Below are 22,699 nucleotides of genomic sequence, written 5' to 3'. Positions count from 1 at the left end.
TCATGTTTGATTGTTTTAGCAATAGAAAACTCAATTGCTAAACTTAACGTATAACCACTGAGATAGCTTTAGGAGGTAACGATGAGAAATGTTGGACTAATCGCTCTGTTGACATTGTTGAGCGGCACCGCCTGTGGTTATCCAGAATATGGGTCAAAGCGCTCTGGAGAGGTTCATTACGATATGTCGCATCGTAGCGTCATGTACTTTGCACCCAGCAATGACGACAAAGTGAAGGAATTTTTGCTGGGTACTCTTACTAATGAGTGCTCGTTAGACGAAAGAGATGTAGTTACTCTGGTTATTACCGAGGATGGTTTCTCCTCCCCTGCATGGGTTAAAGAGACGTTTGACTACTCCACACTGATCAAAATGTATGGAATCAACAAAGGCGAGCATGCAGCTGTTCTAATCGGTAAAGATGGCTCGGAAAAACTTCGCTGGGGAGCAAAAACAGATTGGGCCTTAGTAAAGGAAACCATTGATGCTATGCCAATGAGGCAAGCTGAAATGAAAAGAGCAGCCAGTCGCTGCTCTATCTGAGTACTAATGGACTTCCTTTTGGGACAGATGGCTGCTCACTAAACTTGCAACCATTATCGCTAGATAGAAGCTACCCGTAATTGATTCTAGAAACACAAAAAACTTCGGAATCGCAAGCGCTGGAGAGATGTCTCCATAGCCAACAGTCGTTAATGTGATAAAACTAAAATAGATAACTTCGAAAAGGTTATCCAGCCATGGCTTCGCCTCCAAGCCGTTAAAAGGAGCAACGAACAGCTCAAGCTGAATCAGGTAGATAAATGCAAATGACAAACCAAAAAGCAAGTAAACGCAAATAGAGCCCACAATCTGATTTAGCGTAACTTTCTTAGGTGTCATCACCTGCTTCAGCGCGGAAAAGGTTTGCGCTAAGACGAAGAACAGCATTGCAAACATGGTGATTAGGGACAGGTCATAGTCTTCAAAGATAGAGATACTACCTGAAATCACGACCACAGTTATCATTACCGCATACCAAGATCGATAAAATGTCTGTTTTCTGTGTACGCCAACGATCGACGTACTCATACAAAGGATGAGTAACGCGAGAACATAGTCTTGAGCTTCATCTTTAAATTGATGAACGACCGCACTTAAGAAAAACAATACCAACAGAGAACCAAGCAAGAAAAAGAAATTGTCGTCTTTAGTCATCAATTTCATTGTTTAATCCCTTAGCTCTATAGCATTTCTTTTGCGATCAAGTGTAGCAAGTAGGTTTCCCTTTCAATGCTCATCCCTTTTTTATCGCTTTCTGCAATGGTCTTTTCATTAAAGGCGATTGCCTCGTGGATGTTTATCCAAACCGCTTTCATACCATTCTTTACTTCATAATCTTCGTAAGCAGTCGCACCAAGCTCTCGGTCGACTTTGCATGAATAACAGTAAGAAATCATATGCATTACATCTGCATCATCTTTATACCATGGACGAAATTCTTCATAAATTCCAAAAGGCTTTATGGAATGGATATTTTGGGCACCCGTTTCTTCTTCTAGCTCTCTCACCATACCTGCAATAACGTCCTCGCCTTCATCTAATCCACCGCCCGGAAGAGAGTAATCATGATAACGCTCAGTAAACAACAGCAAAATATTTTCACCATCAATCGCAATAGCGCGAGTTGCATTTCGTTTGATAATCTTTTTGTCATCGAGATGTTCAATATCAGGATGAATAGCCGTGGTAATTTGTCTCACTTGTAACCTGCTAACCTATGAAATATTGCGAGAAGTCTATCACAAAAACATTCATTTACACTTAGACACAGTTTTGTCCTGACTAAATAAGCGACTAACATAAATGAACGCTGTATTATTGCTCCCTCGCTTAAAGGGACCTTAAGCAACTAATATTATAAATTCGTTTGCCAAGTTCCTCTTACAATATGAAACTTCAAAAATCGTTAATCGCATTATCCATCTTAGTCGCCGTTCCAACGACTTTCGCTCAAGATGACACATTATCCTCTGATAATCATAGTTCTGATAATCATAGTCCTGCTATTTCTCAGCAAGATTTTGTTCAACAAGCCATCGCAGAAGATCACAAGCTATCTGACTCAGGTCTCAGTTCAACTCAGTCTGCAAAACTGAATAGCCTTGGATACCGTTCCATATCCACTAACAGTAGCTTTGAAGAGTTGCGTATAGCAAATGAGTCTGACAACCCAACAAACTTCTATGATTCTCCATATCGCGTTTCTCTGTTTAACCCTCAAAATGGCGAAGACAGTGAAAGGCTTTGGTCTCAAACTAAATCTATCTTTGCGTATGGCGTTGGTGTAGCAGGTGTCTTAGCACTGATGCCCGAATCTATTACTAACTGGGAAAAAGATGATATTCAATTAATGAATAAGTGGTGGGATAACGTGCGCTCGGGGCCTGTATGGGATCGCGATGATCACATTATCAACTACATCGGACACCCATATTTTGGTGGTGTTTATTACCAAGCTGCTCGGAAATCTGGTTATAGACAATGGGATGCGTTTATGTATTCCACACTTATGTCCACCTTTTATTGGGAATATGGTATCGAAGCCTTTGCAGAGATCCCATCAATTCAAGATTTGGTTGTTACCCCTACCCTTGGCTGGGTATATGGTGAATGGGCATTCAACAAAGAAAAAGAAATTCGCTTACGAGGAGGAACTGTTTGGGGTTCTGATGCCCTAGGCTCAACAGCTTTGTTCTTCCTAGACCCTGTCGATAGTCTGGGGCGAGGCGTAAACAACATTGCAGGGCGCGAAGTAATTAAAGCTGGTACTGGTTTCGTCGGCGTTCATTCCAATGTCATGCGCAATGGTGAAGTAGAGACTAAGTACCAAATGCAAGTTAACTATGCCTTTGGTGCAGGTGAAACGGATGACAGCCTTAAACGTAGACAGAAAAAGAACTACCACCAGTACACAGACGACCCCGTTACCTACGGTATCGTTGGTGTGAGTGCCGGCTTTGCGTATCCGCAATTGGATAATGAACGTAACCTGAAAAACGACTTTGCTCCTGCCTTTACATTGGGCTTGTACTTCACAGAGCAGTTTTCTACTCGTTTAGGCTATATGCAAGGAAATTATGACTCGACGGTAAGCAACGAAAAGCACATCTATGAGAACTATAGCTTAGATGTTCAGTACTACTTTATGCCCGGCAGCGCATTTAAACCTTATTTAAATGCTGGCGTAGGTGAAGCCATGTTGGATAAAGACCGCGATACTAAAAAGCTACAATGGAACATTGGCACTGGTGTTCACTATTCCCTCAATGCCAATTGGTCTCTGCAGGCTGACTGGAAATACGCTTACCATCGTAATTCTGGTGCTCGAGACCAACTATGGGGAACTCGACTTATCTACCGTTTTGGTGAAGGTAACAAGTATATTTAGCGCTTCGAAGCGACTAAACGGTGAGTTTCATACTCACCGTTTTGTTCTTATTTAATCAATGAAGCACCGTTTGTAGGAATTTTGGGAACGAAACGACAATTGACCGGTCATTCTCATAAAATATTGAATAATTTGACTCAATCAAAACACTTTTCCTTTGAAATCTCCTACACTTAACTCAAAGCGTGAATTCCAACTAGGAGAAAGAATGAAAAAGTTACAATGGGTGATTGGCGCATTAGCGGTGGGAGTTATGGCTGGTTGTGCGAGCGAGCCAGATAAATATGATGTAGACGAAATAACGGTTGAAAGTGACCCTGCTTATGTTTACTGCGTTGAGCAAGGACATAAATTAGAAAGATTCTCAGAAGAAGGTAAACGTGTACCTTATTGCGTTATCTCTGACGACGAACGTTACACCGTTTGGGACTACTACGAAAATAGAGATAAAGAGCAAAACAATTAGTCGCCATTTATTAAATAAAAGAGCCAGAGAATTATCTCTGGCTCTTTTATTTCACAATATGCCCTAAAGTTATTCCCAATCGAGAATAACTTTTCCAGACTGCCCGCTGCGCATGACGTCGAAGCCTTCTTGGAAATCATCAATCTTATAATGGTGAGTGATAATTGGCGTCAGATCTAAGCCAGATTGAATCAAGCTTGCCATCTTATACCATGTTTCGAACATTTCACGGCCGTAGATACCTTTGATCACCAGACCTTTGAAGATCACTTGGTTCCAATCGATACCCATGTCTGATGGTGGAATACCTAGTAGTGCGATACGACCACCGTGGTTCATGGTTTCAAGCATTGAACTAAATGCCGCTTGAACACCAGACATTTCAAGACCTACATCGAAGCCTTCAGTCATGCCTAGTTCTGCCATCACATCTTTTAGGTTTTCTTTTGCAACGTTTACGGCACGTGTTACACCCATCTGTCTTGCAAGATCTAGACGGTATTCGTTAACGTCTGTAATAACTACGTGGCGCGCACCTACGTGCTTGGCAACCGCAGCGGCCATAATGCCGATAGGGCCAGCGCCTGTAATCAGTACATCTTCACCAACTAGGTCAAAAGACAGCGCAGTGTGAACAGCGTTTCCGAACGGGTCAAAAATAGATGCTAGATCGTCAGAGATACCTTCAGGGATCTTAAACGCATTGAACGCTGGAATAACCAAGTATTCAGAGAACGCACCAGTGCGGTTTACACCAACACCAACTGTGTTGCGGCATAGGTGAGTACGACCGCCACGGCAGTTACGACAATGTCCGCAAGTAATGTGACCCTCGCCAGATACGCGGTCGCCAATTTCGAAGCCACGAACTTCTTGGCCAATACCAACTACTTCACCTACATATTCGTGGCCGACAACCATAGGAACAGGAATCGTGTTTTGTGACCACTCATCCCAGTTATAGATATGTACATCAGTACCACAAATTGCCGTTTTCTTAATACGAATTAGAATGTCGTTGTGACCAAGTTCAGGCTTGTCCACTTCGGTCATCCAAATGCCTTGCTCAGGCTTTAGCTTAGATAGCGCTTTAATTTTCATAATGTAACCTTAAAGACAGGTTTCAGGTTCTAAACCCGAAACCCTAAAAACCTTAGATAAGACCCATATCCTTGCCAACTTCGATGAATGCATCGATAGCGCGGTCAAGTTGCTCACGAGAATGAGCCGCAGACATTTGAGTACGAATACGAGCTTGGCCCTTAGGTACTACTGGGAAAGAGAAACCAATAACGTAGATACCTTTCGCTAACGCACGCTCAGCAAACTCTGCAGCCACTTTTGCGTCGCCTAGCATGATTGGAATGATTGCATGATCGGTACCACCCATAGTGAAACCAGCACCTTCCATACGAGTACGGAAATGAGCAGCGTTCTCCCATAGGCGTTCACGTAGGTCACCACTCTCTTGTAGCAAATCTAGAACACGGATAGACGCATTGACGATAGCTGGTGCTACAGAGTTAGAGAACAGGTATGGACGTGAACGCTGACGTAACCAGTCAATCACTTCTTTCTTACCAGAAGTATAGCCACCTGACGCACCACCCATTGCTTTACCTAGCGTACCAGTGATGATGTCGATACGGTCTACAACGTCGTGGAACTCATGTGTACCCGCGCCGTTTTTCCCCATGAAGCCAACTGCGTGAGAGTCATCAACCATCACTAGCGCATCATACTTATCTGCCAAATCGCAGATTGCAGGAAGGTTTGCGACCACACCGTCCATTGAGAATACACCGTCAGTTACGATTAGCTTATGGCGAGCACCTGCTTCGTTAGCTGCGATCAGCTGCTGCTCAAGCTCTTCCATATTGTTATTAGAGTAACGGTAACGCATTGCTTTACATAGACGGACACCGTCAATGATAGAAGCGTGGTTTAGCGCATCAGAAATGATGGCATCTTCTTTACCCAAGATAGTTTCGAACAAACCTGTGTTTGCATCGAAGCATGATGTGTAAAGGATAGTGTCTTCTTTACCTAGGAATGTAGACAGTTTCTGCTCAAGTTCTTTGTGAATGTCTTGAGTACCACAGATAAAACGAACTGAAGCCATACCAAAGCCGTTTTTATCCATGCCCGCTTTACCAGCGTCGATAAGTGCAGGATGGTTTGCAAGGCCAAGATAGTTATTCGCGCAGAAGTTTAGTACTTCTTCACCTGTTGAGATTTCAACAGCCGCTTGTTGTTGAGAAGTGATGATGCGCTCAGACTTATAAAGTCCTTCAGCTTTTACTTCTTCAATTTGCTCTTGGATTTGCTTATAAAACGCAGAAGACATAGTGGATTCCTTTTTCTATCCTATTTATCAATAGGTTATGTAGGGAGGTGATATTTACAGCGTATTGATTCGCCTTATATCTAGATTGGAATCATTTTAGTTCATTGTGGTGCAAACGATTATCCCTTAAGATGGAAAACCATTAGTGAATCTGAGGCAACAATAATGTTCAGCCATAAGTTATTGAGTTTACTACCTGACCTCGCGTCTTTTATTTTGGTGGTAAACGAAGGCAGCTTTACCGCTGCCGCAAAAAAGCTGGGGGTCACGCCGTCTGCGCTATCTAAAACCATTACTCGTCTTGAAAGTGCGCTATCGGCAAAGTTGTTTGAGCGCACTACGCGCAAGTTGGTTATCACTCAGGCTGGGCAAAAGGTTTACGACCAAAGTGTGTTAATGGTGAACGCGGCACAACAGGCCATTGACGTCTCTCAATCCGACCATACTGAGCCAAGCGGGTCTATTACTGTCGCCGCACCGGAAGCGTTTCTTAACTCAGTATTACAACCTTTTATTACTCCCTTCCTAGTGCGATATCCGGAAATTCAATTGAAAGTTCGCGCCGTTGATGGCGAAATCGACCTGTTGCGCATGGGCATCGACGTTGCATTCAAGCTTACTGACAAACCAGACGAAAACCTCGTTATGAAAGAGTTAGGACCAACCAACCTCGTACTGTGTGCCAGTCCCGATTACATTGCTAAGCGTGGACTGCCCTATACACCAAGTGATCTTGAGAAACATGACTGCCTCTATCTTGCTGAAACGGAACGCGACAACATTTGGGATTTTCTCAAAGACGATGAGTTTCATACTGTGAAAGTAGCAGGACGCTATGCCATCAACCACTCTCAGATGCGCCTCCATGGCGTTAAACAAGGTCTCGGCATCGGAATATTTCATGATTTTGTTATTTCTGAAGCCATAGAAGATGGCAGTGTTGTGCCCGTCCTCTCGGATTGGACCATCAAGAGTAACTACCATGGAGCCGTTGCACTCCAATACGCACAAACCAAGTATATGCCGGCCCGCTTACGCGTGTTTATTGACTATGTCGTCAAGGAACTGCCATCCAAGCTAACCAATTAACCAATCAACGACGGAAGACAAAATGCTTAATGGGATCCATCACACCGCCATCATTTGTTCCGACTACGCAAAGTCGAAACACTTTTATGTCAACATACTAAAGCTGGAAATCATCGACGAGAACTATCGCGAACATCGAGACTCCTACAAACTAGATCTCGCCTTACCTGATGGCACGCAACTTGAGCTGTTCACTTTCCCTGGAGCTCCTGAACGTCCTAGCTTTCCAGAAGCTATGGGTTTAAGACATTTAGCATTTAATGTCACCAAACTAGAGCAAATTGTCGATTATCTAAAAGCAAATGATATTGACGTAGAACCAATACGAATTGACGAATACACTGGTAAGCGTTTTACGTTTTTCCAAGATCCTGACGGTCTACCACTCGAACTATGTGAAGAGATTTAGAGCTCAAGACCCACATATGGCAGAAAACCTGTTGTAGTTGCCCAACCTCTACATGAAATTACAACAGGTAATACCAGTGACATATATCACACCAAACAATCGCGCTCGTTCAAAACCAGTCGATATCCCCAGATTTGATTTTCAATTCCATATATTAATTCACATAAGTACCCCTGTAAGGTTAATTTTACTAGTATCAGGGCATCTAAATGCGGCACTTTTTAACAATTTGATTACACTTATAGTATCAATGATTCTTTTGTCTTCAGACGATTACCATCATGTCTGAAAACAAAAATCAAGGTTGTACCCTGGGATTTTCTAGCACTAGCTCTTATCAGAGCGTGCGAAAAGGAGTTCGAGATGAACGTACAAGCATTACCCATGCGTCGTTTTATCGACTACCAAGGTAATCTCGTTAAGCCGTTGCCCCAATGGGCAGATGAGAACACCTTACTTCAGTTCTATCGCGACATGGTAGTTGCGAGAACATACGATGCAAAAGCCGTTGCTCTTCAGCGAACCGGCAAACTTGGTACCTACCCTTCCCATCTTGGCGCAGAAGCCATCGGTATCGCCATCGGTCACGCTCTCACAAGATCAGACGTCTTTGTTCCTTATTACCGTGATATGCCCGCTCTCTGGGTTCGTGGTATCGCTATAGAGAAAAACCTCCAATACTGGGGAGGCGATGAGCGAGGCAGTGATTTCGAATTTGATGATGGCTCACCATGCACCGATCTTCCCTTCTGCGTTCCTATCGCCACACAATGCACTCATGCCGTAGGAGTGGCGTCCGCGTTAAAAATTAAGGGGAACCACGATGTCGCTTTGGTAACTTGTGGAGATGGAGCCACATCTAAAGGCGACTTCTTGGAATCACTCAACTGTGCTGGTGCATGGAACATTCCTTTGATTTTTGTCGTCAACAATAACCAATGGGCGATTTCCGTCCCTCGCTCGCTACAATGTGGCGCAGAATTTTTAGCAGACAAAGCGGTTGGAGCTGGATTACCCGGTCTCACAGTGGACGGCAATGATGTTATAGCGATGTATGACACCATTTTGCAAGCGGTCGATCGAGCGAGAAAGGGCAAAGGAGCCACTTTGATTGAAGCTATCAGCTATCGACTAAGTGACCACACAACCGCTGATGATGCTAGTCGTTACCGTAGTGATTCAGAGCTACAACAAGCCTGGGACTATGAACCAATAAAACGTCTGAAATCCTATCTAATCGCGCTAAGCCTTTGGTCTGATGAACAGGAACAGTTACTGGCTCAAGAAGCCAAAACCATCGTTGAAGAAGCTGTTACTCGTTATTTAGCCACCCCACCTCAACCACCAGAGTCGGCGTTCGATTATCTCTACGAAACCCCAACAAGCGAGCTAGCACCGCAAAGAGATACGCTGATTAATAAGACGTTGCGAATGCAGGGAGGCAAACATGATTAATCAACAAACTCCCGAAATCACGCTTATTGAAGCGGTTAACTTGGCACTTCATTATGAAATGGAGCACGACAAAAACGTCGTGCTACTAGGCGAAGACGTTGGAGACAACGGCGGTGTGTTTCGCGCTACTGTCGGTTTAAAAGAGAAATTTGGATTAAGAAGAGTGATTGATACTCCCCTTGCCGAAGCCCTAATAGGAGGCGTCGCGGTTGGCATGGCAACACAAGGGTTAAGACCTATTGCCGAATTTCAATTTCAGGGCTTTGTCTTTCCTGCGATGGAACACCTCATTTGCCACGCTGCAAGAATGAGAAACCGCACTAGAGGTCGGTTAACCTGCCCTGCGGTATTTCGGGCACCGTTTGGTGGCGGCATACACGCCCCTGAGCATCATTCTGAAAGCATCGAAACCCTGTTTGCTCATATTCCTGGATTAAAGGTCGTTATTCCCTCCTCTCCTCAACGAGCATACGGACTTCTGCTAGCTGCAATTCGTAGTAACGACCCTGTAATGTTTTTCGAGCCAAAGCGAATCTATCGAACAGTCAAATCCCCCGTAGTAAACGATGGACAAGCTCTGCCTCTTGATACCTGCTACACACTAAGAAAAGGACGGGATCTCACAGTCGTCACTTGGGGAGCTTGTGTAGTTGAAACCCTGCAAGCCGCCCAATCGCTTTCGGAACAAGGAATTGAAGCAGAAGTCATCGATCTCGCGAGTATAAAGCCTCTCGATATGGACACCATTATTAAATCACTGGAAAAAACAGGACGTTTACTTATCGTCCATGAAGCAAGCCAAAGCTGTGGTGTCGGAGCGGAGATCATTACTCGAGTTTCCGAACATTCTATGTGTCTTCTCAAAGCCCCACCTAGGCGTGTTACTGGGCTCGACACCGTTATGCCATATTACAAAAACGAAGACTATTTCTTAATTCAAGAACAAGACATCACACTTGCCGCACGCGAACTTGTGGAGGGCTGGAAATGAAGTCATTTTTATTACCAGATTTAGGGGAAGGACTCGCTGAGTCTGAAATTGTTCAATGGCACGTTAACGTTGGTGAACATGTAGACGTTGATCAGGTGATCTTAACCGTCGAAACCGCGAAAGCCGTTGTAGAAGTGCCAGCACCTTACAGTGGCAAAATCGTCAGCCGTCATGGGGAGGAAGGTGACGTCATCAACATCGGCAGTTTGCTGATTGAGATTGAAGAAGTGGTCACGGAAGCGTCTGCGACCCACTCTAAAGCCACATCAAGCGATGCAGCAACCGTTGTTGGCAATGTGTCAAATCACACACACCACGTTGAAGTTGATGACTTTTGGGTTGGGCCTGCTCATCATTCAAACTCAGAACAAACAGTCACGGCGATGCCGTCTGCTCGGCTTCTCGCTAAGAAGCTCGGTGTTGACCTATTAAAGGTGAAAGGAAGCGGACATGACGGTGTTATCACTGACACAGATATTTACAACGAACTCGACCGACAGACACCCGGAACGGAAGTGCTTAAAGGAGCAAGACGCACCATGGTCGGCACTATGGCGGAGTCACATCACAACGTTGCTTCTGTGACGATCACTGAAGAAGCGTTGTTGTCCAATTGGTCACAAAAAGAGGATATCTCTGGCCGTTTAATTAAAGCTGTTGTGTTTGCTTGCCAAAAAGAACCGGCTTTAAACGCATGGTTTGATGCCGATACAATGACTCGTTGTGTTCATAGCAAAGTGAATATCGGAATCGCGGTAGATAGTAGCCATGGATTGTATGTCCCAGTACTCAGAAACGCCGACAGCTTTGACCAACAAGGAATTCGCCATTGGTTAAATGACACTGTAGAGGGCATTCGGGCCAGGCGAATAGGCAGAGAACAACTACAACACGCGACGATAACACTGTCGAACTTTGGTGCCATTGCTGGAATTTTCGCGACTCCTGTCGTCTCACCGCCTCAAGTCGCTATCGTAGGAGCTGGTCGAATTATCGAAAAACTAGTTTTACAAGACGGCCAGCCAATAGTCATCAAAGCGCTACCTTTGTCGATCACATTCGATCATAGAGCCTGTACTGGTGGCGAAGCGGCGCGATTCGTCAAAGTACTGGTTGAACACCTCCAGCAGCCAACTATTGACTAAACGTTAAACGGGGTGAGTTAGTCGTCAATCACGATACCTAGCTCACCACGTTTTTTCTTACTTAGACCTAACGCCACCAACCGATATGATTCTTTAAGGTAATATTGTAATTCTTCGTCAAGTCGACCTGACGTCTCCACCTGCTGTATCCACTTCATTCCACGACTCGCAAAGTATGGCGCAGGCCGATAGCCTTCACTGTCACTAAGAAAATCAAAATTCAAATCCGACGTTTTGAAAGTAAACGCTGCCCCGCTCTCTTTGTTCCAGCCCCCAATAGCGAAGACTTTGCCACCGACCTTCCAGACATGAGCATCACCCCATTGAATAACATGACTGGTCGCTGGGAAAGCGCCGCAAAATTCGTTGAATTGGTCGTAATCCATTGTGGTTTCTCTATAGTAATTCGGGTTTATGAATAAATAAGGTTTATCGCAATATTACGTTAATTACTCAAACTCTAGCGAGATCTCTGAGTATCTTTTCTGCCGATACTTCTTTACAACCGTCAGTGCTTTCTCCACACCAAAGCGGTGAGAAGTCTGCGCTACCTTGCTGCTCTGCCTGTCCTCTGAGCTGCGTGATATCGATAGACGCATAGGGAAATTGCGGTGCTTCCTGTGTTACAAAGCCAAGCTCCCTCATTGCACGATTGACTATTCCTCGTGCCGGTCGGCCCGAGTATACATTGGTAATTGCAGTATGCTGAGACTGAGTGCTTTTGATAGCATCACGATGTAACGTCGATGTCGTGGCCTCATCGCACAATAGAAATGCGGTCCCCACCTGAACTACCTCAGCACCTATGTTAAACGCGTGTTCAACCTTGTCAGCAGTGCTGATACCTCCAGCCGCCACGACGGGTACAGTAACATTATCAACAATTTCCTTGATAAGATCTTCGACTGGTAATTGAGTATCAAGATCATCCGTTAGGAACATTCCCCTATGACCGCCCGCTTCCACTCCTTGAGCAATAATCGCATCCGCCCCGTTTGTCTCTAACCAAACCGCCTCTTCGACGGTAGTCGCCGAAGACAAAATACATGTCCCCCAGCTTTTTACTCGTTCTAAAAGAGCCTTCTTCGGCAACCCAAAATGGAAACTGATGTAAGGAGGTTTAAATGCTTCAATAGCATCAGCGATATCCTCGCTAAATGGCATGCGCGTTGCCATGCTAGGTTGAATGGCAATATCGAGTTTCAACTCTTCAAAATAGGGTGCAAGTCGATTACGCCACTGAGCTTGGCGTTCTTGATCAAAGTTAGGCATTAAGTGGCAGAAAAAATTAAGATTGTATGGTTTATCGGTCGCTGATGTAATGGACTCTAACTCTTCTACAATACGCTCTTTAGAAAGCATGCCACAAGGTATGGAGCCTAAACCACCAGCTTCGCTTACTGCTATCGCAAGCTTACTGTCTTGCACTCCGGCCATAGGCGCTTGAATGATTGGCAGTTCAGTATGCAGCCATGATGAAAACGTCCTTTGTTTCATGTGTAATTCCTTATTAGTCTATCCGGCTATCCCGTTATTTGTAATATCCTTTGATAAATGGAGAAAGGTCTATTTCTTCTATTTCACTGACTGCTTTAATCGTTGGGTTAGTAGACAATCTTTGTAGATAATCCGCCAAATGAGCAAACGTCATTGGATTTCTTTCTACAGGGAGTGACCATTCTGCCAGCATAAATAAAAAATAATCACAGGCAGAAATGTTTGCACCTAATAGGTATTCGTTACCCTCAAGCTGATCATTAATAATGCCCAGCGCCTCTGCAATACGCTCGTCTTGGGCCGACAAGAGATTGGGAATGGTCGAATCATCATTGGTATGACGATGTGGATAGTAACGCACCATCAATTCGGCTTGCAGTGTATTGTTTAAATAGGTTAACCACTGAAAAAATAGCGGACGCAACGGACTCCCAATCGCCGGAATCAACTTGTGTTCGGGGTGACTTTCACATAGGTGAATACAAATCGCTGGACTTTCAAAAATAGCCTGACCGTTCGCTACAAGAGTAGGAATTCGTCCCGCAGGATTCAGCTTTAAATAATCTGCAGACTTTTGAACCTTCTCCTTTTTGTCCACCAAGAGCAGTTCATAGGGAAGCTTCATATGATGAAGCAAAAGATGCGGTGCCAAGCTCGCATTGTTAGGGTAATAATATAATTGATACAAAACAGCGTCCTTTCTTCTTTTCATTCCTTACGTTGGTAACATCTCTGAGATACCCTCTGGATAAATCGGTATCTTTCCTGCCAGTAGCTCGCTTTCTTCAACCCATTTAACGACAAATTCCACTCCATTAGTTTCAACCCCGTCGATATGCGTCTTTTGATAGTAACCTTGATCAACAAATCGCCCCTGATAGACAAACACAATCTCATGTCCAGAGCGTCCATCGAAGGTAAAGAGGTTCTCACTAACGCCAAGAAGTTCAAGGGACGTTACATCTGCGCCGATTTCTTCTTTTACTTCTCGTTCAGCGGCCTCTCGCGACGTTTCGCCAAACGCAATGCCACCACCAACGGGGATCAGGTAGTGCTGGTCTTTTGCAGGGTCGTAACCTTCTGCAAGTAACACCTTTCCGTTATGTCGAAAAAGACAAACGGCTTTAGCTCTAATGGCAGCGGTCATTAGATGCTCCATCATTGCTGGATTTGTCGTCACTAAACTCTTGTAAAGCTAGTAAAGCTTTTTGAGCTTCTAGTGATGGCACGAAAATATGGTCGTGATAGTAGGCAGCAATGACGTTGGCACTAATGCCTTTGCCCGCCAATTTTGAGGCGACGGCTGCGGTTAGACCTACAGCTTCAAGGCTAGAATGAACATTAAGCGTAATTTGTTGAAATACTGACTCAAAACTCAATTTCGCTTTGACAGCTTCGGCTTTAGGTAGGACAAGTGTGAGGCCTTCCGCTTCAATGAAGGTAGCAATCAACTCGAGTTTTGTATATTCCTTAAGCGCCCCTTTCACATGACAGAATACGACTTCGTCTTCGAGAAGACATGGACTCATAGAGCTCAATAACTGCTCTAGCTCGGTAATACCAGCCATCAAACATTCCTTAGTGACTTAAAACAGAGTGCATTATCCTGCAAGCGAAGTGCACTCGCTTCAAGTTAAGGGTGTTCAATATGATAGCTAGGTTGCATATTTAACGAGCTTTGATTTATTTACTCTCGATGCAACCTAGCACGACGCTGTTACTTCTTAACGCAAACCGCTAGAACATTGCCCGATTGCTGATCCCAAGGCGTTATTTTTTCATAGTCATGTTCAAACAGGTGTACGTAGAATAGCGGTTCTAATAGTGCTTTTAGTTCTTGGATAGTGAAAGCCACCATCGGGTGTTCATCAAACCAACTTTGCGTTTCGTCACCTGTGGTTTTTTCAATGTTAAGCTTAAGCGCCTGACGCTCACCTTGGCCTTCATAATACCAACCTGAACGAAACGTAAATTTACTGCCTTCGCTCTCTACGGAATGCTGAACAAAAGAATGGTTATTGATTTTTAACCTATCAACCGCATTGAAGCAAAATACGCGACCGACTGATAGAGCATTAAATACACTATTGATGCACTGTTTAAGCCTTTCTATCCCGTCACAGTAGTGAATCGAATAGAGAAAACAGGTAATCAAATCAAGTGGCTGTGTAACAGTAAATTCGCTCATATTTTGTAGCGAAAACTGAGCTTCCGGACATCTAACCGACGCGAAATCCAACATAGGTTGATTGATATCCAAACCACTACTTTGATAACCATAATCAATAAAGTGACGGACATGAGGGCCAGTGCCACATGCTAAATCAAGATGAGTATTTCCTTGGTTTCCAAACAATTGATGCAATCGTTTTACGTTATGACTCTGCGCTTGGTAATCAATATCGACACACATTAGGTCGTAGTAACCAGAAAGGTCAGTATAGAGAGAAGTGGCGGACATGTTTGCCTAGTCGTTGCCGACGAAAAACTGCGGGTGGAGCATCCTATACGAAATCAACGATATTCATAACAAAAAGTTAGCACCCAAAAACAACTTCTCTACCAATTCATTTTTAAGAGCAAAATAGTCTTTACTATTCAATATATTGGAAATACATTATCGAGTAACAACCAACCTCATACGCGCTGTAGGAATTGTCCTAACAGCAAAGTAGCGAGTTTGTTTTTAACCTAAGCTCTTAGGGTACTTTGTCGATAAGCTCCGGCATAATGTCAAACAAATCCCCTACTAATCCATAGTCCGCAACTTGGAAAATGGGTGCTTCAGGATCACTGTTTATCGCGACGATCACTTTAGAGTCTTTCATCCCTGCCATATGTTGGATTGCACCTGAAATACCGATAGCAATGTACAAATCTGGCGCGACTATTTTACCCGTCTGGCCTACTTGCAGGTCGTTAGAAACAAATCCCGCATCAACCGCGGCTCGCGACGCACCAATAGCACCACCGAGTTTATCAGCGAGTTGTTCCACCAAAGCGAAGTTGTCTTTACTGCCTACACCACGCCCACCAGAAATAACCACACTAGCAGCCGCTAATTCAGGGCGCTCGCTCTCATTTTGTTGCTGAGAGACAAATGCCGAAAGGCCATTCCCAATATCATGACCGCCGACCGCTATCACTGGCGCTTGATTCGCGGGTTCAAGCCCCACAGCTTCAAACGCTGAACCGCGTATCGTCATGAGTATTTTTTCCTCCGTCGACTTCACTTTCGCTAGCGCGTTACCGGCATAGATTGGGCGGATAACCGTATCTGCCGTTACAATTTCCACGACATCAGATAGCTGGCCTACGTCGAGCAACGCAGCAATACGTGGTAGCATATTTTTCCCAAATGTCGTCGCTGGAGCCAAAATATGTGTAAAGTCTTTGGCAAGCTGCACCGCTATTGGCGCTCCGTTCTCAGCAAGTAAATGACTAAATTGTTCATTGTCTGCGACGATCACCTGCTTGACGATATCGCATTGGCCAATACACTCTATTACCTCCTGACATTGATACCCCATGACAAGCACCGAAATGTCTTCACCTATTTGCGCTGCTGCGGATAGCGTTTTAAAGGTATCAAGCGCTACGCTGTGGTTATCGTGCTCTGCAATAACAAGAATTTGCGTATTCATAATCCCTTCTCCTTGATACTCACCGGCTTAAAGTACTTTTGCTTCATTCGTTAACTTATCGATCAACTCATCTACAGTTGCGACTTTCACGCCTGCTGGACGCGCTTTGGGAGCTAAGACTTCCAAAACCTGATGTTTCGGACTCAAGTTCACGCCCAATGAGTCAACATCGATAACATCCAGTTGCTTGCGCTTGGCCTTCATGATGTTAGGTAAGGACGCATAACGAGGCTCGTTCAACCTCAAATCGGTACTGATTATGGCTGGTAACGTCAGCTTCAAGGTCTCCAGTCCCCCGTCTATCTCTCTAGTGACTTCAACATACTCACCCGACAGTATGACTTGCGAGGCAAACGTTCCTTGAGGTCTACTCGTCAAAGCCGCTAGCATTTGCGCAACTTGATTGTTGTCCGTATCGATCGATTGTTTACCTAGTAGAACCAATGTTGGCTGTTCTTTCTCAACCATCGCTTTCAAGATTTTTGCTACAGCTAAAGGCTCAGGTGATGTTGCCGCTTCTATATGAATCGCTCTGTCAGCTCCCAAAGCAAGGGCATTGCGCAAAGTTTCTTGCACTGTCTTATCACCAATACTCACAACCACTACTTCGTCTACAGAGCCAGACTCTTTAAGTCTTATGGCTTCTTCCACGGCAATCTCACAGAAAGGATTCATCGACATTTTGACGTTAGCGGTTTCAACGCCACTACCATCTTTAAGTACACGAACTTTCACATAGGGATCAACGACACGCTTTACAGCAACTAACACCTTCATACCGACTCCTTGGATAAAACGAACAAGCCTAATGGTTACTATTTGAGCTTAGTAAAGTTTACGTTTACGTCAACTGCACTATAGTTATACGTAGAGTTCCAAAATGGATCCATTTTGCAAAATTAGGTGGTGAACATGGAAAGAGAATGCATGGAATTTGACGTGGTTATAGTTGGTGCCGGCCCTGCGGGGCTTGCTTGTGCCATCCATCTTACACAGCTTGCGACGCAAAACGACTCAGAGCTATCGGTATGTGTGATTGAGAAAGGTGCCGAAGTTGGGGCTCATATTCTCTCTGGTGCTGTGTTTGAAACCAGAGCGCTTGATGAGCTTATTCCTGACTGGCAATCGCTAAACGCACCTGTGAACAATCCTGTGCAGCAAGATGACTTCATCTATCTAACTACCCAGTACAATCATCTAAACATACCGCCATTTCTGACGCCAGCCACCCTACACAACAACGAAGAGAATCACATCATCAGTCTTGGCTTGTTGTGTCAATGGCTTGCGGAGCAGGCAGAACGCCTTGGCGTTGAAATCTTTCCTGGCTTTGCAGCGCAGAACGTTCTTTATTCAGATACAGGCGCAGTAGTTGGTGTTTGTACTTCAGATATGGGATTAGATAAGCAAGGAAAACAAAAAAGCACGTTTGAAGCAGGCATAGAATTAAAAGGTAAGTACACCATTTTCGCTGAAGGTGCGCGTGGCCATTTAGGCAAGGAACTTATTCATAGATTTAAGCTCGATCAGGGCAAGCAGCCACAGCATTACGCTCTTGGATTCAAAGAAGTTTGGCAACTACCCGATGAGCAGCCCCACTACGCCAAAGGCAAAGTCATTCATGGCGTCGGTTGGCCCTTGCACGACTCTAAAACCACAGGAGGCACCTTTGTCTACCACTTGGACAATCATCAAATCGCTGTAGGTCTTATTGTCGACCTTAATTACACCAACCCTCACCTAAGTCCCTTTGACGAATTTCAACGCTTCAAACACCACCCAGCCATTGCGAAATACCTTCATGATGGAGAACGTATCTCGTTTGGTGCAAGAGCCATCGCTAAAGGTGGTCTTCGTTCGCTCCCCAAACAGCAATTCCCTGGAGGGCTGCTCATTGGTTGTGACGCTGGCACACTGAACATGGGCAAAATAAAAGGCACTCATACCGCAATGAAGTCCGGCATGTTATCTGCCGAGGCGGTTTATCAGCAACTCGCGAAGGGATGCGCGCATAATGAAGCGGATTATCAAACCTTGTTTGAAGCGTCTTGGCTCCATCAAGAACTCAGCGACACACAAAACTTTGGCGCTAACTTGCATCGTTTTGGCGAACCTCTAGGGGGCATGCTCAATGTGCTCGAGCAAAATGTGTGGACCCGTTTATTCAAACGCCCGATTCCTTGGACAGTCACTGATACCAATGACGATCATTCACAGTTAGCACATAAAGCCAACGTTCCTAACATTAGCTACCCAAAACCCGATGGCGTCTTGAGTTTTGACAAACCCTCATCCGTCTATTTGTCGGGTACCCAGCATGAAGAGAATCAACCGTGTCATCTGCAACTTCTCGATGTCAATGTGGTCACCGATAGCCATATTCCACAGTTTGACGAGCCTAGTCAGCGCTACTGTCCTGCTGGTGTGTATGAGATTATTGAGGTGAAAGGTCGCAAACAGCTGCAAATCAACGCCAGTAACTGTCTGCACTGCAAGACTTGCGATATTAAAGACCCATCAGCCAATATAAAATGGACCCCACCAGAAGGCGGTGGCGGTCCAAATTATCAAGCTATGTAATAGTTATCGAGAACAAAGGCGGTTAAATCACTAAGCCGCCATCCACTTCGATAATGCGGCCATTCACGTATTCATTTTCAAGTATAAAACGCACCGTATGAGCGATCTCTGACGGATCGGCCATTCGTCTTACGGGAACCATATGCTCAAGTCTTTCACGAGCTTCTGGCTTCATTTGCGCGGTCATTGATGTCTCAACGACACCCGGAGCAATGGCAGCAGCGCGAATGCCATAGCGCGCAAGTTCTTTCCCCCAAACAGAAGCCATGGTCGCGACCGCCGCTTTAGAAGCGGCATAGTTGGTTTGCCCCATGTTTCCCGCCCTCGACACGCTTGAGATGTTGATAATCACACCTCTTGAGTCCGTTTCGATCATTTTTACTGCGGCTTCACGGCCACATAAAAACGTACCGGTGAGATTGACGTTAATGACCGAGTTGAACTGGTCTAAAGACATCTTAGATATCTCACCATCTCTCGCTTTAACTAGCATGCCATCACGAAGAATACCGGCATTATTGATTAAACCATTTAGCGCACCAAAATCAGTGACAATGTCACTAAATACAGATTCCACCTGTTCTTCATTGGTCACGTCAACTTGGTAGATCTGTGCTTTAACCCCTAAATCCTCACACAACTGTTTGGTCTGTGCCAACGCTTCAAGGTTCACGTCCATCAATGCGAGATGCGCTCCTTGTTGTGCGAGACTTGTCGCCATTGTTTGACCTAATCCTTGGCCAGCACCAGTAATGGCGATAACGCTCTGTTTCAGTTCCATCTACTTCTCCCTTTCACTACGAAAATACTCAAACAGACTGGAGAAATCTAACTCTGCATTGCCATTATTGTTATGAAATGCATAGAGATTACGCGCTAATGCGCCCATAGGAACAGCCGATTGGCTATTAGCCGCTGCCTGCATCCCTAACCCCAAGTCTTTTGACATCAACTTACTCATAAAGCCCGGAGCGTACTGATTGCTCGCTGGAGCGGATTCCATTACTCCCGGACAAGGGTTATATAGTTCTAAAACCCAGTTTCTTCCAGAGCTTTGTTGCATAATATTTGAGAGTACCTCAGGGTTGAGACCGTTATCGATACCAAGGCTTAAGGCTTCGCAGGTGCCGGACATTACAATACCCAATAACAAGTTATTACAAATTTTGGCCATTTGGCCATCGCCAGCTTGTCCGGCATGAAATATGTTCTTACCCATATGAGCCAAGATTTGTTTGGAGGTTTCAAACGCTTGATCAGTTCCACCAACAATAAATGTAAGCGTTCCAGCCTTGGCACCTGCTACGCCACCAGAGACAGGCGCATCAACAAAACTCAATCCATTTTTGGTCGCCTCTTTAGCAACTAACTTTGCGGAATCCGGCTCGATTGTCGAAGAATCTATAAGGAATGTACCCGGTTTTACCAGTTTGAGTAGCCCTTCTCCTCCATGGTGGTCACCTAAATACACCGCTCGCACATGCTCTCCCGCAGGAAGCATGGTTATTACAGCATCAACATTTTCAACCGCAGCTTCTAGGCTGATAAATGCCTTCGCACCGACAGACTCAAGCTGCTTAGCAAGCTCAGGGACAAGGTCAAAGACATTGACGGAAAAACCCGCTTTTAACAGGTTTTCCACCATAGGGCTGCCCATGTTACCAAGCCCAACAAACGCAATGGTATTACATTCTGACTGATTCATAGCGCTTCTCCTTAAACCCGACCAAGCTGAAATAGCGGATGTTCTTGCTCTCGCCACAATGAGGTAAACAACTCGTCAATTACGGCTTTATTAACTGAGTTGATGTTTGGATACTTCCAATGCGGTGCGCCGTCTTTGTCAACTAGACGTGAACGCACCCCCTCTTCAAACTCCCCCAATGTGGCACTCCTAACACCAAGAATCAGTTCGAGTCGAAAGCAATCTGCAAGTGTTAAATGACTATAATCGTTGATTTGTCGAAAGCAGATGTGAGCTGTGATAGGGCTGCCTTGTGACAGGTTATGCTTTGCCGCCACCAACCACTTATCGTTACCCGGTAACGCCATAATGTTGGCAAACACACTACCAATGTCAGTGGCGTTACACGCTGCACAGATTTCATCCAAACGTGGTTTCAACTGTGATGCTGGTAAACTAGTGTCATCTTTTTCGGCCAATTTCTCCAAGCACTCAGAGAGGAATTCGTAACTGTCGTCAACGCAGCTCCAATCGGTTTCCTGCAATTGATTAATCAGTTTCTCTTTTGCATCTGGGGCAACTAGGTGATCTGCCATATGAATGTCCATCGCATCCGTGGCATTAAACATGACGCCGGTCAGTCCTAAAAATAGGCCCAAGCGGTCTTCAAGTTGATTAAGAAAGTAGGTAGCGCCTACATCGGGGAACAGACCGATGCTGATTTCTGGCATGGCTAAGCGTGATGTAGGCGTGACAACCTTATGGCTAGTTCCCATAAAAAGCCCCATTCCTCCGCCCATTACAATGCCGTCCCCCCAACCAATGATAGGCTTACAGTAGCTATGAATGAGGTAGTCGCATTCATATTCCACGCTAAAAAACTGCTCGCAATACGCTTTGGCCACATCCGCGGGTTGTGTTTTCATCATAGTGTGCATGGCTCTGACATCGCCACCGGCGCAAAATGCCTTTTCTCCCGTACCATCCAACACGACACACACAACTCGCTCATCCTGATGCCATTGTTCAAGTTGTTGTTTTAGTAACACAATCATATTGTGAGTAAGTGCATTCAATGAGGCGCTATTGTCTAGAGTGGCAACTGCGATAACATAACCACCTTCACCACAAGGAATTTCTTGAAAGTTAACAGTATCTGACATTTTGCTCTCCTAGCTGTTCTTCCATTCGGGTGGCCTTTTTTCTAGAAAAGCATTCACCCCTTCTCGCTGATCTTCAGTATCAAACAATCGGATGAACAGTTCTCGTTCTTTGACTAAACCATGAGAAATAAAATCGTGGCGATTTGACTGAATCAATGCCTTACATGCCGTTACCGAGCTCGGTGATTGATGAGCAACTTGCTCTGCCAATGCTACCGCAACAGACAACGCCTTGCCCCTTTCGACAACCTCTTCAACCAATCGTATATCCAGTGCTTTTTGTGCCGACACTTGTTCTCCACACAAAATGATTCGTTTTGCCCAGCCTTCACCTACCAGAGCCGTAAGGTTTTGCGTTCCCCCCGCACAAGGTAGTAAACCAACTTTAGCTTCCGGAAGTGCTAAAACGGCCTGTTGCTCTGCAATTCGAATATCACAAGCGAGCGCTACCTCTAAACCGCCTCCCATCGCGTAGCCGTTAATAGCGGCAATTGATACGCCGCGAAAACCGGACAACGCCTCAAACGCTTCTCCGAACACTCTTGACATGGTGCAAGCACTTTCTTTATCCCCTTGAGCAAAAACCTTCAAATCAGCACCGGCGGAAAAGAATTTGTCTCCGTTGCCTGTGATAACCAGCGCATAGACATCTTTGTTATCGTTTAGCTCGAATATCAACTGTTTAAGACGAACTAAGCTTTCACACGTCCACGTATTGGCGGGTGGATTGTGCATGGTTAACACAGCCACGTGATTATCAATGGTATAAGGAATCGAACTGACCTCTGACATTTTGTCT

Annotated in this window: 25 protein-coding genes; 9 read left to right on the top strand and 16 right to left on the bottom strand. The window is 45.0% G+C overall.

Going from position 1 to position 22,699, the window contains the following annotated elements; genetic code table 11:
* Nucleotides 1–81 precede the first annotated feature (81 nt).
* Nucleotides 82–543 (top strand): DUF4174 domain-containing protein, encoded by a 462-nt coding sequence (locus tag MMA19_RS01550; RefSeq protein WP_038226762.1) that lies wholly within the window; start codon nt 82–84, stop codon nt 541–543.
* Between the two features lie 3 nt (nt 544–546).
* Here MMA19_RS01550 and MMA19_RS01545 read toward each other — a convergent pair whose 3' ends face one another.
* Together MMA19_RS01545 and MMA19_RS01540 are read right to left on the bottom strand one after the other, a co-directional pair.
* The gene (locus MMA19_RS01545; protein WP_038226760.1) at nt 547–1,206 is read right to left on the bottom strand and encodes a potassium channel family protein; all 660 of its coding nucleotides are present in this window, start codon (nt 1,204–1,206) and stop codon (nt 547–549) included.
* 17 nt (nt 1,207–1,223) lie between these two features.
* Nucleotides 1,224–1,742: an NUDIX hydrolase gene (locus tag MMA19_RS01540; RefSeq protein WP_062458858.1), complete on the bottom strand. Its 519-nt coding sequence runs from the start codon at nt 1,740–1,742 to the stop codon at nt 1,224–1,226.
* Between the two features lie 188 nt (nt 1,743–1,930).
* Here MMA19_RS01540 and MMA19_RS01535 point away from each other — a divergent pair, with 188 nt between their 5' ends.
* Both MMA19_RS01535 and MMA19_RS01530 read left to right on the top strand, forming a co-directional pair.
* Entirely contained in the window at nt 1,931–3,430 is a 1,500-nt protein-coding gene (locus MMA19_RS01535) for a DUF3943 domain-containing protein (RefSeq protein WP_240205331.1), read from the top strand.
* A 208-nt stretch (nt 3,431–3,638) separates the two neighbouring features.
* On the top strand, nt 3,639–3,896 hold the full coding sequence (locus MMA19_RS01530) for a DUF333 domain-containing protein (RefSeq protein WP_006072829.1): 258 nt from the start codon (nt 3,639–3,641) through the stop codon (nt 3,894–3,896).
* Nucleotides 3,897–3,965: 69 nt separating this feature from the next.
* Here MMA19_RS01530 and tdh read toward each other — a convergent pair whose 3' ends face one another.
* Nucleotides 3,966–4,997, bottom strand: a complete 1,032-nt coding sequence (gene tdh / locus MMA19_RS01525) for an L-threonine 3-dehydrogenase (RefSeq protein WP_006072830.1) — start codon at nt 4,995–4,997, stop codon at nt 3,966–3,968.
* 52 nt (nt 4,998–5,049) lie between these two features.
* On the bottom strand, nt 5,050–6,243 hold the full coding sequence (locus tag MMA19_RS01520) for a glycine C-acetyltransferase (RefSeq protein WP_240205330.1): 1,194 nt from the start codon (nt 6,241–6,243) through the stop codon (nt 5,050–5,052).
* Between the two features lie 165 nt (nt 6,244–6,408).
* Here MMA19_RS01520 and MMA19_RS01515 point away from each other — a divergent pair, with 165 nt between their 5' ends.
* From MMA19_RS01515 to MMA19_RS01495, 5 genes are all read left to right on the top strand, one after another.
* Nucleotides 6,409–7,332 carry a LysR family transcriptional regulator gene (locus MMA19_RS01515; RefSeq protein ID WP_240205329.1) on the top strand — a complete coding sequence of 308 codons (924 nt, stop codon included), beginning with the start codon at nt 6,409–6,411 and terminating at the stop codon, nt 7,330–7,332.
* A 22-nt stretch (nt 7,333–7,354) separates the two neighbouring features.
* Complete coding sequence (locus MMA19_RS01510) at nt 7,355–7,741, top strand: VOC family protein (RefSeq protein WP_006074341.1); 387 nt, start codon at nt 7,355–7,357, stop codon at nt 7,739–7,741.
* 363 nt (nt 7,742–8,104) lie between these two features.
* Nucleotides 8,105–9,196: a pyruvate dehydrogenase (acetyl-transferring) E1 component subunit alpha gene (gene pdhA, locus MMA19_RS01505; protein ID WP_240205328.1), complete on the top strand. Its 1,092-nt coding sequence runs from the start codon at nt 8,105–8,107 to the stop codon at nt 9,194–9,196.
* Nucleotides 9,189–10,187, top strand: a complete 999-nt coding sequence (locus MMA19_RS01500; RefSeq protein WP_240205327.1) for an alpha-ketoacid dehydrogenase subunit beta — start codon at nt 9,189–9,191, stop codon at nt 10,185–10,187. Before pdhA ends, MMA19_RS01500 begins: the two co-directional genes overlap by 8 nt.
* On the top strand, nt 10,184–11,332 hold the full coding sequence (locus tag MMA19_RS01495) for a dihydrolipoamide acetyltransferase family protein (protein WP_031493776.1): 1,149 nt from the start codon (nt 10,184–10,186) through the stop codon (nt 11,330–11,332). Before MMA19_RS01500 ends, MMA19_RS01495 begins: the two co-directional genes overlap by 4 nt.
* 17 nt (nt 11,333–11,349) lie before the next feature.
* Here MMA19_RS01495 and MMA19_RS01490 read toward each other — a convergent pair whose 3' ends face one another.
* The 8 genes from MMA19_RS01490 to MMA19_RS01455 form a co-directional block, all read right to left on the bottom strand.
* On the bottom strand, nt 11,350–11,718 hold the full coding sequence (locus MMA19_RS01490) for an MmcQ/YjbR family DNA-binding protein (RefSeq protein WP_006074345.1): 369 nt from the start codon (nt 11,716–11,718) through the stop codon (nt 11,350–11,352).
* Nucleotides 11,719–11,785: 67 nt separating this feature from the next.
* On the bottom strand, nt 11,786–12,829 hold the full coding sequence (locus MMA19_RS01485) for a nitronate monooxygenase (protein WP_240205326.1): 1,044 nt from the start codon (nt 12,827–12,829) through the stop codon (nt 11,786–11,788).
* 34 nt (nt 12,830–12,863) lie between these two features.
* Nucleotides 12,864–13,517: a glutathione S-transferase family protein gene (locus MMA19_RS01480; protein WP_006074347.1), complete on the bottom strand. Its 654-nt coding sequence runs from the start codon at nt 13,515–13,517 to the stop codon at nt 12,864–12,866.
* Between the two features lie 27 nt (nt 13,518–13,544).
* A complete protein-coding gene (locus MMA19_RS01475) occupies nt 13,545–13,976 on the bottom strand; it encodes an NUDIX hydrolase (protein WP_240205325.1) in 432 nt (143 codons plus the stop codon).
* Entirely contained in the window at nt 13,960–14,397 is a 438-nt protein-coding gene (locus MMA19_RS01470; protein ID WP_240205324.1) for an ACT domain-containing protein, read from the bottom strand. The genes MMA19_RS01475 and MMA19_RS01470 overlap by 17 nt, the downstream gene beginning before the upstream one ends.
* Before the next feature lie 149 nt (nt 14,398–14,546).
* The gene (locus MMA19_RS01465; RefSeq protein ID WP_240205323.1) at nt 14,547–15,290 is read right to left on the bottom strand and encodes a class I SAM-dependent methyltransferase; all 744 of its coding nucleotides are present in this window, start codon (nt 15,288–15,290) and stop codon (nt 14,547–14,549) included.
* 238 nt (nt 15,291–15,528) lie between these two features.
* Nucleotides 15,529–16,473, bottom strand: a complete 945-nt coding sequence (locus tag MMA19_RS01460) for an FAD-binding protein (protein ID WP_240205322.1) — start codon at nt 16,471–16,473, stop codon at nt 15,529–15,531.
* 27 nt (nt 16,474–16,500) lie between these two features.
* On the bottom strand, nt 16,501–17,250 hold the full coding sequence (locus MMA19_RS01455) for an electron transfer flavoprotein subunit beta/FixA family protein (RefSeq protein ID WP_240205321.1): 750 nt from the start codon (nt 17,248–17,250) through the stop codon (nt 16,501–16,503).
* Nucleotides 17,251–17,385: 135 nt separating this feature from the next.
* Here MMA19_RS01455 and MMA19_RS01450 point away from each other — a divergent pair, with 135 nt between their 5' ends.
* Nucleotides 17,386–19,053 (top strand): electron transfer flavoprotein-ubiquinone oxidoreductase, encoded by a 1,668-nt coding sequence (locus MMA19_RS01450; RefSeq protein WP_240205320.1) that lies wholly within the window; start codon nt 17,386–17,388, stop codon nt 19,051–19,053.
* 22 nt (nt 19,054–19,075) lie between these two features.
* Here the strand turns inward: MMA19_RS01450 and MMA19_RS01445 are convergent, their stop codons facing one another.
* From MMA19_RS01445 to MMA19_RS01430, 4 genes are read right to left on the bottom strand one after another with little or no spacing between them, the layout of a single operon-like run.
* Nucleotides 19,076–19,834 (bottom strand): SDR family oxidoreductase, encoded by a 759-nt coding sequence (locus MMA19_RS01445; protein ID WP_240205319.1) that lies wholly within the window; start codon nt 19,832–19,834, stop codon nt 19,076–19,078.
* Entirely contained in the window at nt 19,835–20,758 is a 924-nt protein-coding gene (mmsB, locus tag MMA19_RS01440) for a 3-hydroxyisobutyrate dehydrogenase (RefSeq protein WP_240205318.1), read from the bottom strand.
* 11 nt (nt 20,759–20,769) lie between these two features.
* The gene (locus tag MMA19_RS01435) at nt 20,770–21,900 is read right to left on the bottom strand and encodes an enoyl-CoA hydratase/isomerase family protein (RefSeq protein ID WP_240205317.1); all 1,131 of its coding nucleotides are present in this window, start codon (nt 21,898–21,900) and stop codon (nt 20,770–20,772) included.
* Between the two features lie 9 nt (nt 21,901–21,909).
* A complete protein-coding gene (locus MMA19_RS01430) occupies nt 21,910–22,692 on the bottom strand; it encodes an enoyl-CoA hydratase (protein WP_006074358.1) in 783 nt (260 codons plus the stop codon).
* Between the last annotated feature and the right edge of the window lie 7 nt (nt 22,693–22,699).

Source organism: Vibrio sp. CyArs1 (genome assembly GCF_022432925.1).
Taxonomy (GTDB): domain Bacteria; phylum Pseudomonadota; class Gammaproteobacteria; order Enterobacterales; family Vibrionaceae; genus Vibrio; species Vibrio mediterranei.
This window is presented reverse-complemented; position numbering and strand designations above follow the sequence as displayed.

What these genes read in the sequence shown, in the direction of transcription:
- MMA19_RS01500 (WP_240205327.1), top strand. Translation starts at nt 9,189, where the DNA reads ATGATTAATCAACAAACTCCCGAAATCACGCTTATTGAAGCGGTTAAC.
- MMA19_RS01475 (WP_240205325.1), bottom strand. Translation starts at nt 13,976, where the DNA reads ATGACCGCTGCCATTAGAGCTAAAGCCGTTTGTCTTTTTCGACATAAC.
- MMA19_RS01485 (WP_240205326.1), bottom strand. Translation starts at nt 12,829, where the DNA reads ATGAAACAAAGGACGTTTTCATCATGGCTGCATACTGAACTGCCAATC.
- MMA19_RS01530 (WP_006072829.1), top strand. Translation starts at nt 3,639, where the DNA reads ATGAAAAAGTTACAATGGGTGATTGGCGCATTAGCGGTGGGAGTTATG.
- MMA19_RS01455 (WP_240205321.1), bottom strand. Translation starts at nt 17,250, where the DNA reads ATGAAGGTGTTAGTTGCTGTAAAGCGTGTCGTTGATCCCTATGTGAAA.
- MMA19_RS01535 (WP_240205331.1), top strand. Translation starts at nt 1,931, where the DNA reads ATGAAACTTCAAAAATCGTTAATCGCATTATCCATCTTAGTCGCCGTT.
- MMA19_RS01545 (WP_038226760.1), bottom strand. Translation starts at nt 1,206, where the DNA reads ATGAAATTGATGACTAAAGACGACAATTTCTTTTTCTTGCTTGGTTCT.
- mmsB (WP_240205318.1), bottom strand. Translation starts at nt 20,758, where the DNA reads ATGAATCAGTCAGAATGTAATACCATTGCGTTTGTTGGGCTTGGTAAC.
- MMA19_RS01465 (WP_240205323.1), bottom strand. Translation starts at nt 15,290, where the DNA reads ATGTCCGCCACTTCTCTCTATACTGACCTTTCTGGTTACTACGACCTA.
- MMA19_RS01520 (WP_240205330.1), bottom strand. Translation starts at nt 6,243, where the DNA reads ATGTCTTCTGCGTTTTATAAGCAAATCCAAGAGCAAATTGAAGAAGTA.
- MMA19_RS01435 (WP_240205317.1), bottom strand. Translation starts at nt 21,900, where the DNA reads ATGTCAGATACTGTTAACTTTCAAGAAATTCCTTGTGGTGAAGGTGGT.
- MMA19_RS01445 (WP_240205319.1), bottom strand. Translation starts at nt 19,834, where the DNA reads ATGGAACTGAAACAGAGCGTTATCGCCATTACTGGTGCTGGCCAAGGA.
- tdh (WP_006072830.1), bottom strand. Translation starts at nt 4,997, where the DNA reads ATGAAAATTAAAGCGCTATCTAAGCTAAAGCCTGAGCAAGGCATTTGG.
- MMA19_RS01490 (WP_006074345.1), bottom strand. Translation starts at nt 11,718, where the DNA reads ATGGATTACGACCAATTCAACGAATTTTGCGGCGCTTTCCCAGCGACC.
- MMA19_RS01470 (WP_240205324.1), bottom strand. Translation starts at nt 14,397, where the DNA reads ATGGCTGGTATTACCGAGCTAGAGCAGTTATTGAGCTCTATGAGTCCA.
- MMA19_RS01515 (WP_240205329.1), top strand. Translation starts at nt 6,409, where the DNA reads ATGTTCAGCCATAAGTTATTGAGTTTACTACCTGACCTCGCGTCTTTT.
- MMA19_RS01495 (WP_031493776.1), top strand. Translation starts at nt 10,184, where the DNA reads ATGAAGTCATTTTTATTACCAGATTTAGGGGAAGGACTCGCTGAGTCT.
- pdhA (WP_240205328.1), top strand. Translation starts at nt 8,105, where the DNA reads ATGAACGTACAAGCATTACCCATGCGTCGTTTTATCGACTACCAAGGT.
- MMA19_RS01550 (WP_038226762.1), top strand. Translation starts at nt 82, where the DNA reads ATGAGAAATGTTGGACTAATCGCTCTGTTGACATTGTTGAGCGGCACC.
- MMA19_RS01510 (WP_006074341.1), top strand. Translation starts at nt 7,355, where the DNA reads ATGCTTAATGGGATCCATCACACCGCCATCATTTGTTCCGACTACGCA.
- MMA19_RS01450 (WP_240205320.1), top strand. Translation starts at nt 17,386, where the DNA reads ATGGAAAGAGAATGCATGGAATTTGACGTGGTTATAGTTGGTGCCGGC.
- MMA19_RS01430 (WP_006074358.1), bottom strand. Translation starts at nt 22,692, where the DNA reads ATGTCAGAGGTCAGTTCGATTCCTTATACCATTGATAATCACGTGGCT.
- MMA19_RS01460 (WP_240205322.1), bottom strand. Translation starts at nt 16,473, where the DNA reads ATGAATACGCAAATTCTTGTTATTGCAGAGCACGATAACCACAGCGTA.